We start from the raw sequence: 12,583 nt of genomic DNA on the forward strand, positions 1-12,583 counted from the left end.
CTTCATTTGGACTTTACAATTCTGCATTTTGCCATCCATATTGTTTGGAGGGCAAATGTAATATGCACCTGTCGGAAATCTGGCATAGCAAGAAAAACGACTGTCGCTTATCCCGAACTCAGGTTATTAGTATTATGCCCTCTTTTTCTATTCGCAGACTTGAAATGCCCGAATCGCCAATCGGTAAATTGGCACAGTTGGCTGCTGCTGCCAAGGCCCGTGGCACCAAAGTTTATCACCTCAATATCGGCCAGCCCGACCTGCCCACCCCTCAGCGTGGACTTAGATGTGCCATCGCAAAAAAAGTTGAAAAAATATTGCATTGGTAAAAAATATTTGTAACTTTATGGCCACCAAGCATAATACCACTGTATGAAGGCATTAATATCTCTGAAAAGCGTATTTGAGTTAGCCATCGTCCTGTTGGCTACCAGTTGCCATGAAAGTGAAGGGATGCGGAGTCATGCAGACTTGCAGACTATGCCCTCAGACCAGATACTCGCTCGGGTGAAGGCTTATGTGCAAGCTCACGAGCAGCAGATAGATTTTCTCACCGGGCGCAATTTTTTAAGCAAGGACATGAAGGTTCGGCATACTATGTATCATATCAATATATAACTATAAAATATTGTCCATGATTATGAAAAGAATTATTCTGTTAACTGTTGTTTCCTTTGCCGCAATTATAGCGAGGGCGCAGAGTTTTCATTATTACCCCTTAAAGGAGGTGGGAGACACGATAGAGTATCTGAAACTCAATTTTGACAAGCAGGCAGATTATTTCGTGGGGCGCACCTTCGATGAGTTCAGGCAGATAATAAGGCGCGATATCACACCAAAACTTCTTAATATTAAAGATACATCTCCTTTCGTGGATCCCCATGGTGTGCGCTATGTGTGTGGTGCGTATGTGGCGTGTATGGATCTTAGTGGTGTGTCGCCCGATACGGTTAGGACACCAGCTGCTCATATCAGAATGTATTTTAAGCCGCCATTTAAGGTCAATGCAGATAGGCTGTTTTATAAACTCCCAGAAAATATGACTGTTGATGGTCGGGCCAAATATTTGGCTAATTTTGTTATAGACGATATATGGGTGTTTGTCGTTGATCGCAGGCGCAGTCGATAAGACAGTTGTCTGGTACAGGCTGTCAATGTGCTGGTAAAGTTTAAGCCTCCTTATACAGTCTGTCTATACAAACTTTTTCTCGCCGCTGCCATACAATGTCACCGTTGACACTCGCGCAAAGTTGCTATGCAATTATGTAATAGAAGAAATTTGGGTATCTACAATAGACCGAAGGAGAGGATGGTAGTTATATACGCATCTTAGAGTCCAATAAACCATATATGATAAAAAATACTATGCGACGTATAATTCTTTGGATGTACCTGTTGCTTGCCACCACGTCTCTGCTGGTTAGCAGTTGCTATGAGCGTGAAGGGGCGATTGGACAATCGGACTTGCAGACTATGCCCTCAGCCCAGATACTTGCTCGGGTGATGGCTTATGTGCAAGCTCACGAGCAGCAGATGGATTTTCTCACCGAGCGCAATTTTTCGAGCAAGGATATGAAAGTTCGGCAGGCTATGTATCGGCAGACGAAAGACACGACATGGTTGCTTATACCCATCGTGCGCACTTTGCGCGACTCTATGGCCACAGCCGATAGCCTCTATTTCGCTCCCCGTCGGCTCTTTGCCCTCTCCTTGATAACCCGAGACAGTGCTCGGCCACGGCTGTGGTTTGTGGAGCAAGAACCCACCAGAGAATTTCATAAAGCCAACCGCACCGCCTTCCTTTATCGCCACTTCACGGGGCGGCAGGACACTTACACCGAAGCAGGGCAACTGGTGCATGCCATCAAGATATACAACGGATGGTATGACACACAGTTAACCATAAAGCCCGCGGATAGCAACGATAGTACCTATGCTAAGAACTACGATGGGCAGGTGGCTGCCCCTTGGAGAAGAAGATGAGTGTGGCCGTTTGGTGGTGGATAATGGCTGCGTCTGTAAGTTTTTTGTGACAGGATGTAAGGCTATTACAAAAAAATAAGTAACTTTGCATCCGTATTAGCAATTAGAGTTATGCCAGAAATTTCTATTCGCGGACTTGAAATGCCCGAATCGCCAATCCGTAAGTTGGCACCGTTGGCAGCTGCAGCCAAGGCCCGTGGCACCAAAGTTTATCACCTCAATATCGGTCAGCCCGACCTGCCCACCCCTCAGTGTGGACTTGATGCCCTCAAGAATGTTCACCGTCAGGTGCTCGAGTATTCTCCTTCGCAGGGTTATCTCAGCTATCGACAGAAACTTACAGAGTATTATCACAAGTATGACATCGAGGTTACTGCCGACGATATCATCATTACCTCCGGCGGTTCTGAGGCCGTGCTCTTTGCCTTTATGAGTACCCTCAATCCCGGCGACGAGATTATCATCCCCGAGCCCGCCTATGCCAACTATATGGCCTTTGCTGTGTCGGCAGGTGCCACCATCCGCACCATCGCCACCACCATAGAGGAAGGATTTGCACTGCCCCGTGTCGAGCGGTTCGAGGAACTCATCAACGAGCGCACCCGCGCCATACTCATCTGCAATCCCAACAACCCCACAGGTTATCTCTATACCCGCCGCGAGATGCACCAGATACGCGACCTGGTCAAGAAGTACGACCTCTACCTCTTCTCCGACGAGGTCTATCGTGAGTACATCTACACCGGTTCGCCCTACATCAGCGCCATGCACCTCGAGGGCATCGAGCAGAACACTATCCTCATCGACTCAGTGTCCAAGCGCTACAGCGAGTGCGGAATACGCATCGGAGCCCTGGTCACCAAGAACGCCGAGGTGCGTCGCGCGGTGATGAAGTTCTGTCAGGCCCGCCTCTCTCCACCCCTTATCGGACAGATTGTGGCCGAGGCGTCGCTCGATGCTCCCGAGGAGTATTACCGCGATGTCTACGACGAGTATGTGGAGCGCCGCAAGTGTCTCATCGACGGCCTCAACCGCATCCCCGGCGTCTATTCGCCCATCCCTATGGGTGCCTTCTACACTGTGGCCAAGCTCCCTGTCGACGACAGCGAGAAGTTCTGCCGCTGGTGCCTCGAAGAGTTCAGCTACGAGGGTGAGACCGTGATGATGGCTCCTGCCCAAGGCTTCTATACCACCCCCGGTGCCGGCCGCAACCAGGTGCGTATCGCCTACGTGCTGAAAAAGGACGACCTGGAGCGTGCCCTCGTGGTGCTGCGCAAGGCCCTTGAACTCTATCCCGGTCGCGACGACAGCGACGAATAACCCCACGCGCCACACTTACGCCCATGAATTTCCCACTCTACATAGCCCGCAAGATATACAGCTATACCGGCGACAGACAGAAGGTCTCCAAGCCTGCCGTGCGTATAGCCATAGCCGGTGTGGCCATTGGTCTGGCGGTCATGATTATCTCCGTGAGTGTAGTCTTCGGCTTCAAGCATACCATCCAGGACAAGGTCATCGGATTCGGCTCCCACATCCAGGTGGCCGACTTCATGACGCTGCAGAACCAGGAACAGTATCCCATCCAGATGAACGACTCCATGGTGCGCGTCATCCGCGACATCCCCGGAGTGGCCCACGTGCAGCGCTATGCCATGAAGCAGGGCATACTCAAGACCGACAAGGACTTCCTGGGCGTCATGTTCAAGGGCGTAGGTCCCGACTACGATACCACCTTCCTCCACAAGAACCTCGTGGAAGGCACCATCCCCCGCTTCTCCGACCAGAAGAGCAGCAACCATATCCTCGTCTCGCGCAAGATGGCCGATATGCTTCAGGTCAAGTGTGGCGACAAGATTTTTGCCTATTTCATCGACCAGCAAGGGGTGCGCGCCCGCCGGTTTACCATCCAGGGCATCTATCAGACCAATCTTACCCAATACGACCGCACCACCTGCTTCATAGACCTTTATACCGCCGTGAAGCTCAACGGCTGGGAGTCCGACCAGGCATCGGGTGCCGAGGTCACCGTCGCCGATTTCAGTCGCATCGATGATACCGAGTCGCTCTTCATCGACCGCATCAACCGCTCCATGGACAGCTATGGAGCTACCTATTCCTCCAAGACCATCCAGGAGATTAATCCGCAGATTTTCCAGTGGCTCAATCTGCTCGACCTCAATGTCTGGATTATCCTCGCGCTGATGCTGGCGGTGGCAGGAGTCACCATGGTGTCGGGCCTCCTTATTATAATATTGGAGCGCACCACCATGATAGGCGTGCTCAAAGCCCTCGGTGCGCGCAACAAGACCATCCGCCACATGTTCCTTTGGTTTGCCGTGTTCATCATCGGTCGCGGACTGCTGTTGGGCGACGCCATCGCCCTGGGGCTGCTTCTGCTGCAGCGCTATACCGGCGTGGTCAAGCTCGACCCCACGACCTATTATGTCGAGACGGCTCCCGTCGAAATCAATGTTCCCATCATCATCGCCCTCAATGTGGTAACCCTCGTGGTGAGCGTCTTCGTGCTCATCGCCCCCAGCTACTTTGTCTCCCACATCCATCCCGCCAAGAGCATGCGTTACGAGTAGCGTGCCCGAAATAGCCACCAATCCACCCGTAATAAGGTAGAGAAAAGTACAAATTATCGTGATTTGTGTAAAATACTGCACAATATGTTTTGCAGTGTGCAAATAAGATAGTATCTTTGCACATAAATTACTCTTATGTGCAATGGATTTGACACCGAGCTTTATTGAATATATTGAAAAGGCTGTCGTGGAGAACTGGGATAGAGACGCCCTCACAGACTATAAAGGAACCACTTTACAGTACCACGATGTAGCCCGCAAAATCGAAAAACTGCACATTCTCTTTGCCAATAGCGGTATAGAGAAGGGCGACAAAATAGCCCTGTGTGGTCGCAACAGTTCCAATTGGGCTGTGGCGTTTTTGGCTACACTTGCCTATGGCGCTGTAGCCGTTCCTATACAGAATGAATTTACTCCCGACCAGATTTACAACATCGTCAATCATAGCGAAGCCAGACTGCTCTTTGTGGGCGACGTGGTGGCTACGCAGATAGACGCTTCGCAGATGCCCGCATTGGAAGGCGTGTTCTATCTGCCCGACTTCTCGCTCACGCTCTCGCGTTCCGAGCAGCTCACCTATGCACGTGAGCATCTCAACGAGATGTTTGGCAGCAAGTTCCCCAAGTTCTTCCGTCGCGAGCATGTGGCCTATCACCACGGCGATGCCGAAGACGTGGCGCTCATCAACTATACCAGCGGTACCACCGGCTTCTCCAAGGGCGTGGTGCTGCCTTATCGTGCGCTGTGGAGCAACTTCGACTTTCTCAATGGTATGATGGGCAAGCATATCCCCCGTGGCAGCAACTGCGTGTGCATCCTGCCCATGGCCCATATGTATGGACTCATGGACGATGTGCTCTTCCAGTTCTGTTTGGGCAGCCATATCTTCTTCCTTACCCGCATGCCCACTCCCACGCTCGTGGCCGAGGCTTTGGCCGAGATACGTCCGCGCCTCATCTGCTCGGTTCCCCTTGTGGTCGAGAAGATTGTGCGCAAGAAGATCTTCCCCGAATTCCAGACCAGCATGGTGCGCCTGCTCATGAATATGCCCCTCCTGCGCGACAAGGTCAAGGAGCGTATCTGCGAGCGTGTGCGCGAGGTGTTCGGCGGCAACCTCTACCAGGTTATGGTTGGTGGCGCCAGTCTTAGCCGTGAGGTCGAAGAGTTTTTTGTCAGCATCGGGTTCCCCATCACTGTGGGCTATGGCACCACCGAGACCGCCCCGATGATTACCATGAGCAACTGGGACGACTTCGTGCCCGGCTCTTGCGGCACCCCTGCCACCCACATGGAGGTGCGCATCGCCAGCGAAGACCCCGAGCATGTGCCCGGAGAAATCATTACCCGCGGCTTGAACGTGATGCTCGGCTATTATAAGAACGAGGAAGCCACCCGCGCTGTCATCGACGCCGACGGATGGTTCCATACCGGCGACCTCGCCACCAAGAGTGCCGACGGCCATGTCTTCATCCGCGGCCGCATCAAGAACATGCTGCTCGGAGCCAACGGCCAGAATGTCTATCCCGAAGAGATAGAAGACAAGCTCAACTCTATGGCCCTCGTCGGCGAGAGCCTTGTGGTGCAGCGTGGCGACCAGCTCGTGGCTTTGGTCCACCCCGATGTCGAGGAGGTCAAGAGCATGGGCTTCGACGATGCCGACCTGCGCGGCGTCATGGAGCAGAACCGCATCGAGCTCAACAGCAAGCTGCCCCATTTCTGCAAGATTGCTGCCATACAGCTCCATGCTACCGAGTTTGAGAAGACACCCAAGAAGAGTATCAAGAGATATAAATACCAACAATCTATATAACCAATTAATAAGAAGCATTATGATGGAAATTCCAAGCTTCAATGCTCTCATTGAGAAGAGCATCATCGACCATTGGGACAGTGATGCACTGACCGATTACAAGGGAATAACGCTGCAGTATCATGACGTGGCGCGCAAGATAGAGAAACTGCACATCCTATTTGAGAATAGCGGTGTGCAGAAGGGTGACAAGATAGCCCTCTGTGGCCGCAACAGTTCGGCCTGGGCCTGTGCCTTCCTGGCCACGCTCACCTATGGTGCTGTAGCCGTACCCATCCTGCACGAGTTTACCCCAGACCAGATATACAACATTGTCAATCACAGCGATGCCAAGCTGCTCTTCGTGGGCGATGTCGTCGCCACCCAGATAGATGGCACCAAGATGCCCGCTCTTGAGGGCATTGTCTATCTCCCCGACTATTCGCTGGTGCTCTCGCGTACCGACAAGTTGACCTATGCACGTGAGCATCTCAACGAGATGTTCGGTCACAAGTATCCCAAGTACTTCCGCAAGGAACATGTGTCTTATTACAAGGAGCAGAGTCCTGAAGAACTGGCGCTTATCAACTACACCAGTGGCACTACAGGCTTCTCCAAGGGAGTGATGCTGCCTTACCGTTCGCTTTGGAGCAATGCCGACTTTGCCCGTACGGTAATCGGCAAGCACATTGCAGTGGGCGACAAGGTGATAAGCATCCTGCCCATGGCCCATATGTATGGTATGGCCTTTGAGTTCCTCTTCGAGTTCCTCTCTGGCTGCCATGTCTATTATCTCACCCGTATTCCCAGCCCCGCCATCATCGCCCAGGCCTTTGCCGACGTGCGTCCACGCATCATTATTGCCGTGCCGCTCATCATCGAGAAGATTATCCGCAAGAAGGTGTTCCCCAAGCTGCAGACCAACAAGATGCGACTGCTGCTCAATATGCCCGTCATTAACAAGAAGGTCAACGAGAAGATTTGCGAGCAGGTTACCGCTGCCTTTGGAGGCAACTTCTATGAGATTATCATCGGCGGAGCCGCCTTCAACCAGGAGGTAGAGAACTTCCTCAACCGTATCGGCTTCCGCTACACGGTGGGCTATGGCGCTACCGAGTGCGGACCCATCATCTGCTACTCCGACTATGCGTCTTTCGCCAAGGGCAGTTGTGGTCGTGCAGCCCTCCACCAGGAGGTGCGCATTGTGAGCCCCGACCCTGAGAATGTGCCTGGCGAGATACTGACCAAGGGCCCTAATGTGCTTCTGGGCTACTACAAGAACGAGGATGCCACCCGCGCCGCTATCGACGAGGACGGCTGGTTCCACACCGGCGACCTCGGTACGATGGATGCCGAGGGCAACGTGTTCATCAAGGGTCGCTCCAAGAACATGCTGCTCGGTTCCAACGGACAGAACATCTATCCCGAGGAGCTCGAAGACAAGCTCTCTTCGATGCCACTTGTCGCCGAGAGCGTAGTCATCCAGAAGGGCGACAAGCTGATTGGCCTTCTCCATCCCGACTATGATGAGGCCAAGGTTATGGGTCTCAAGCCATCAGACATCGAGAGCATCATGGAGCAGAACCGCCAGGACTTCAATGCAGTGATGCCCGCCTACGCCCGTCTTTCGGCTGTCCGCATCCAGGAAGAGGAGTTTGAGAAGACTCCCAAGAAGAGTATCAAGCGTTATCTCTACACCGAGTAGCAATATATAGAAAGAGACCGAAGGGCCACACCTCCTACTTGCAGACGAGTAGGGGTGTGGCCCTTTTTTGTTGCCTGTCAGCAAATTTGTTGGTAAAAATATTGCGTAATTAGGCGGAAATACCTAAATTTGTCGTAAAGAACAAAAACACTAAGATTATGATAGACGTAAAGCAGACTTTAAGCGACGCCGAAGAGCGTATGGAGATGGCAGCGATGTATCTCGAAGAGCAGTTGGTACGCATCCGTGCCGGCAGAGCCAATGTGGCTCTCCTCGATGGAGTGAGAGTTAACTCTTATGGCTCTATGGTTCCCCTCAACCAGGTAGCTACCGTCACCGTGCCCGACGCCCGTACCATAGCCATCCGTCCCTGGGACAAGAAGGCCATCAAGGATATCGAGAAGGGTATCATGGACAGCGATGTAGGCATCACTCCCGAGAACAATGGCGAGGTGGTTCGCCTCAATCTTCCACAGCCCACAGGCGAGCGCCGTCAAGAGTTGGTAAAGCAGTGCAACAAGATAGGTGAACGCGCCAAGGTAGAGGTGCGCAACGTGCGTGGAGAAATCAAGGACAAACTCAAGAAGGCCATCAAGGACGGTCTGTCTGAAGACCTTGAGAAGGACGCTGAGAACGATTTGCAGAAGGTTCACGACAAGTATATCAAGAAGATAGACGAACTGCTCGATGCCAAGCAGAAAGAGATAATGACCGTATAGTGAAGGGACTCGTCATCAAGAACACCGGCAGCTGGTACACCGTGCGCACCGACAATGGCGAGACGGTCGAAAGCAAGATTAAGGGCAATTTCCGTCTCAAGGGCATACGCAGCACCAATCCTGTGGCTGTGGGCGACAGGGTCGAGATAGCGCTCAATCAGGAGGGAACGGCATTCATCACCGCCATCGAAGACCGACGCAACTACATCGTGCGCAAGTCGCAGAACCTCTCCAAGCAGAGCCACATCATTGCCGCCAATGTCGACCAGGCGTTCCTTATCGTCACCGTGAGCCATCCGCAGACCTCCACCACCTTCATCGACCGCTTTCTTGCCTCAGCTGAGGCTTACAGTGTGCCGGTGGTACTGGTCTTCAACAAGACCGACCTGCTCTCTCCCGAAGAGTTGCACTATCAGGCGATGATGGTGAGCCTCTATGAGACGGTGGGATATGAGTGCCGCCAGATTTCGGCTGCCACAGGCGAAGGAGTGGCTCCGCTCGTCGACCTGCTTCAGGGCAAGGTGACCGTGCTCAGCGGCAACAGCGGTGTAGGCAAATCCACGCTTATCAATACTCTCGTGCCTGGCGCTCAGTTGCGTACCGCCGAGATTTCCGATGCCCACGACGCCGGCATGCACACCACCACCTTCAGCGAGATGTTGCAGCTGGCCGATGGCGGATATATCATCGACACGCCCGGCATACGCGGCTTTGGCACCTTCGATATGGAGCCCGAAGAAATATCCAGCTACTTCAAGGAAATCTTCCGCTTCTCCAAGGATTGCAGGTTCTCCAACTGCACCCACACCCACGAACCCGGTTGTGCTGTGCTTGATGCGGTAGAAAATCACTATATAGCCGCGTCGCGCTACCAGTCCTATCTCTCCATGCTTGAAGACAAGGACGAGGGCAAGTATCGCTCGGGCTATTGAGTTCACATTTATCTGATAAGACCGCTGTCTGTCACGACAGCCATTCCATACTGTCCGCAGTGCCGATACCTTTGGCATTGCGGACAGTGTTTTTCTCCCCGTTCTGATGATGTGCGTCCTGCGCGTCCAGCACCCTTCATTCAGCCTGATAATATCCACGCTTGGGCGACGCCACTCTTCCCTCGGCCTTCAGCCGTCGCAGCGCGGCATCTATCGTCTTGCGCTCTTCGCCCATGAGCTGGGCCAGGTCGGCAGCCTTGATGGGGCTGTCCAGTTGGCGCATACGGGCATAGACTATATCTGCCGCTTCCATATAGTAAGGGTCGTCGCCGTCGCCGAAGAGCTTGATGGCGATGGCAGCACAGGCTTCGGCGTCGGCCAGTGCATGGTGATGGCGCGACAGGTTGTAGCCACACCTCTCGGCTATGACATCGAGGTTGTGACGCCCTGTGGGCCATACGCGTCGCGACTTGACGAGCGTGCAGCAGAAGGGGTAGTCGGGATAGTTCATCCCATAGCAGCGGAAGACCGCCTTCAGACAGTTCTCGTCAAACGCCTTGTTGTGCGCCACCAGCGTGAGCCCCTCCAAGCGTGGCGCTATCTCTGCCCAGACCTCAGGGAAAACGGGAGCCCTGCGCGTGTCGCTCTCCGTGAGCCCGTGCACCTGGCTGCACCAGAAGTCGTAGTACTCAGGCACAGGCTTGATGAGCGAGTAGAAGGTGTCTGCCACCACGCCGTCGCGCACGATGACCACGCCCACCGAGCATACGCTTGTGGGCTCCGAGTTGGCTGTCTCAAAATCTATTGCTGCAAAGTCTTTCATTGCTTACATGGTTTTTGTCATGCAAATATAGCACATCATTCTATCATTTGCCTCCGTCGGGATAGTTTTTTTCGCGAAGAAGATAAAAAACAGGCAGATTGCAAGCCGTTTTCGTCAATTATTATTACATTTGCAAGGCAATAAACAGTTTACCTATATGGATATGACATTCACGCTGCACCCTGGCGACAATCTTCAGGGTGGCAAATACCGCATAGAGAAAGTGCTGGGTCAGGGTGGCTTCGGCATTACTTACCTCGCCATTCAGGGCGGGCTGGAACGTACGGTGGCTATCAAGGAGTTCTTCATGCGCGAAGCCTGTTGTCGCGCCAGTGACAGTCGTGGCGTGACCCTTGGCACCGAGGGCAACCGCGAGACGGTAGACCGCTATCGCCAGAAGTTTCTCAAGGAAGCCCGCAGCATAGCCCGGCTCAACCACCCACACATCGTGCGCATCATCGATGTGTTTGAGGAAAACGGCACAGCCTACTATGTGATGGAGTATGTCGCCGGTGGTTCGCTGTCCGATAGGGTTGGGCGCCAGGGAGCCCTCTCTGAGTCCGAGGCCACGCGCTATATCCGTCAGGTGGCCGACGCCCTGACCTATATTCATACCCAGCGCATGACCCATCTCGACGTCAAGCCAGCCAACATCATGCTCACCGATAAAGACGAGGTCGTGCTCATCGACTTCGGTCTCGCCAAGCAGTACGACTCTGCCACGGGCCACCAGACCAGCAGCACCCCAGTGGGTATCAGTGAGGGCTATGCTCCGCTGGAGCAGTATATGCAGGGCGGAGTGGGCGAGTTCTCGCCCGAGACCGATGTCTATGCCCTCGGAGCTACATACTATAAACTGCTCACCGGACAGACGCCGCCCAGTGCTTCGTCTGTCAATGAGGACGGTCTTCCCCTCGAGCCGCTGAAGTCTCGTGGAGTCACCCCTCAGGTCATCACCGCCATCACCCATGCCATGGAGGGTCGCCGGCGCGACCGCCCCAAGACCGTTGCCGAGTTCCTGGCCGAGTTTGATGGCGTGGCCGGGCAGGCAGCCAACCCCAAGCCCCGTACCGATACCTCGCATGAGGCGTCGGGTTCGGGCGACGGCGATACCACTCTCAAGAAGAAAATTCCCGCTCCCCAGCCCAAGTCTCCCGCACGCCCCGTGGTCAGCCGGAAGACGATGATGGTGGCAGCCGCTGTCTTGGCGGCAGTCCTCGTTGTGGGTGGCATCGTTGTAGCCATTTCCCAGGCATGGCCATCCGGAGAGACGGCGACCGAGACTCAGGACAAGCCTGCCTTTGTAGCCAAGAAGATTACCAAAGACTCGGAGATGTTCTTTGTCGGTGACGTGAATTTTACTATGCGCTATATAGAGGGAGGCTCTTTCGACATGGGCGCCACGGCAGAGATGGATACGGTCGGCTTTAGTCTGGCAGAAGAGAAGCCCGTGCATAAGGTATATGTTGAAAGTTTTGCCATAGGCGTCTTTGAAGTGACGCAGGAACTCTGGCAGGCAGTAATGGGCACCAATCCGTCTTCTACCAAGTCCGCGTATTGTCCTGTTGAGAGTGTCAGCTGGAATGATTGTCAGGAGTTCATCCAGAAGCTCAATGCGATTACCGGCAAGCAGTTCCGACTGCCCACCGAGGCCGAGTGGGAGTATGCCGCTCGTGGCGGCAAGTATGCCAAAGGTTACCGTTACAGCGGCAGCAACAATCTCGGCGAGGTGGGCAGTTTCTACCATGGCTCTTGGCCAGCCTGGGCAAGCCGAAAGCCCAACGAGTTGGGGCTGTATGACATGAGTGGCAGCGTCAATGAACTGTGCAGCGACTATATGGGCGACTACTCTGCCGAGGAGCAGGTGTGTCCTGTTGGACCGGCTGCAGGCAGCGAGCGTGTGATGCGTGGCGGCAGCTTTGGCGATGAGCCTATCAACTGTCGTATCTCAGCCCGCTTTGGTATAGCGCCCGACAAGAGGGCTTCCAACGTAGGCCTCCGTTTGGCCCTTTCGCTCTGACATTGCTTCTACCGGCAGACA

9 protein-coding genes and 2 pseudogenes are annotated in these 12,583 nt (G+C 53.8%); 10 read left to right on the plus strand and 1 reads right to left on the minus strand.

The window, feature by feature from the left end; genetic code table 11:
• Window positions 1-134: 134 nt before the first annotated feature.
• From CIK87_RS13930 to rsgA, 9 genes and pseudogenes are all read left to right on the plus strand, one after another.
• Window positions 135-284: pseudogene (locus CIK87_RS13930) on the plus strand (pyridoxal phosphate-dependent aminotransferase); the annotation flags it as partial.
• A 356-nt stretch (window positions 285-640) separates the two neighbouring features.
• A complete protein-coding gene (locus CIK87_RS04455; RefSeq protein WP_144008109.1) occupies window positions 641-1,129 on the plus strand; it encodes a hypothetical protein in 489 nt (162 codons plus the stop codon).
• Window positions 1,130-1,365: 236 nt separating this feature from the next.
• Window positions 1,366-1,983 carry a hypothetical protein gene (locus tag CIK87_RS04460; RefSeq protein ID WP_144008110.1) on the plus strand — a complete coding sequence of 206 codons (618 nt, stop codon included), beginning with the start codon at window positions 1,366-1,368 and terminating at the stop codon, window positions 1,981-1,983.
• A gap of 111 nt (window positions 1,984-2,094) precedes the next feature.
• A complete protein-coding gene (locus CIK87_RS04465; RefSeq protein ID WP_094385855.1) occupies window positions 2,095-3,303 on the plus strand; it encodes a pyridoxal phosphate-dependent aminotransferase in 1,209 nt (402 codons plus the stop codon).
• A gap of 23 nt (window positions 3,304-3,326) precedes the next feature.
• Window positions 3,327-4,574: an ABC transporter permease gene (locus CIK87_RS04470; protein WP_022310840.1), complete on the plus strand. Its 1,248-nt coding sequence runs from the start codon at window positions 3,327-3,329 to the stop codon at window positions 4,572-4,574.
• Between the two features lie 142 nt (window positions 4,575-4,716).
• A complete protein-coding gene (locus CIK87_RS04475; protein WP_094385857.1) occupies window positions 4,717-6,384 on the plus strand; it encodes an AMP-binding protein in 1,668 nt (555 codons plus the stop codon).
• Window positions 6,385-6,403: 19 nt separating this feature from the next.
• Window positions 6,404-8,068, plus strand: a complete 1,665-nt coding sequence (locus CIK87_RS04480; protein WP_094385859.1) for an AMP-binding protein — start codon at window positions 6,404-6,406, stop codon at window positions 8,066-8,068.
• Window positions 8,069-8,226: 158 nt separating this feature from the next.
• Window positions 8,227-8,787 (plus strand): ribosome recycling factor, encoded by a 561-nt coding sequence (gene frr, locus CIK87_RS04485; protein ID WP_022310837.1) that lies wholly within the window; start codon window positions 8,227-8,229, stop codon window positions 8,785-8,787.
• Window positions 8,787-9,719, plus strand: coding sequence for a ribosome small subunit-dependent GTPase A (gene rsgA / locus CIK87_RS04490; RefSeq protein ID WP_094385861.1), 933 nt, complete (start codon window positions 8,787-8,789; stop codon window positions 9,717-9,719). Before frr ends, rsgA begins: the two co-directional genes overlap by 1 nt.
• Window positions 9,720-10,059: 340 nt before the next feature.
• Here rsgA and CIK87_RS04495 read toward each other — a convergent pair.
• Window positions 10,060-10,542, minus strand: a pseudogene (locus CIK87_RS04495) (3'-5' exonuclease); the annotation flags it as partial.
• 157 nt (window positions 10,543-10,699) lie between these two features.
• Here CIK87_RS04495 and CIK87_RS04500 point away from each other — a divergent pair.
• Window positions 10,700-12,562, plus strand: coding sequence for a bifunctional serine/threonine-protein kinase/formylglycine-generating enzyme family protein (locus CIK87_RS04500; protein WP_094385865.1), 1,863 nt, complete (start codon window positions 10,700-10,702; stop codon window positions 12,560-12,562).
• Window positions 12,563-12,583: the final 21 nt, after the last annotated feature.

It is taken from the genome of Prevotella sp. P5-64 (assembly GCF_002251285.1).
GTDB lineage: Bacteria > Bacteroidota > Bacteroidia > Bacteroidales > Bacteroidaceae > Prevotella.

What these genes read in the sequence shown, in the direction of transcription:
- CIK87_RS04475 (WP_094385857.1), top strand. Translation starts at nt 4,717, where the DNA reads ATGGATTTGACACCGAGCTTTATTGAATATATTGAAAAGGCTGTCGTG.
- CIK87_RS04470 (WP_022310840.1), top strand. Translation starts at nt 3,327, where the DNA reads ATGAATTTCCCACTCTACATAGCCCGCAAGATATACAGCTATACCGGC.
- CIK87_RS04465 (WP_094385855.1), top strand. Translation starts at nt 2,095, where the DNA reads ATGCCAGAAATTTCTATTCGCGGACTTGAAATGCCCGAATCGCCAATC.
- frr (WP_022310837.1), top strand. Translation starts at nt 8,227, where the DNA reads ATGATAGACGTAAAGCAGACTTTAAGCGACGCCGAAGAGCGTATGGAG.
- CIK87_RS04455 (WP_144008109.1), top strand. Translation starts at nt 641, where the DNA reads ATGAAAAGAATTATTCTGTTAACTGTTGTTTCCTTTGCCGCAATTATA.
- CIK87_RS04460 (WP_144008110.1), top strand. Translation starts at nt 1,366, where the DNA reads ATGCGACGTATAATTCTTTGGATGTACCTGTTGCTTGCCACCACGTCT.
- CIK87_RS04500 (WP_094385865.1), top strand. Translation starts at nt 10,700, where the DNA reads ATGGATATGACATTCACGCTGCACCCTGGCGACAATCTTCAGGGTGGC.
- CIK87_RS04480 (WP_094385859.1), top strand. Translation starts at nt 6,404, where the DNA reads ATGATGGAAATTCCAAGCTTCAATGCTCTCATTGAGAAGAGCATCATC.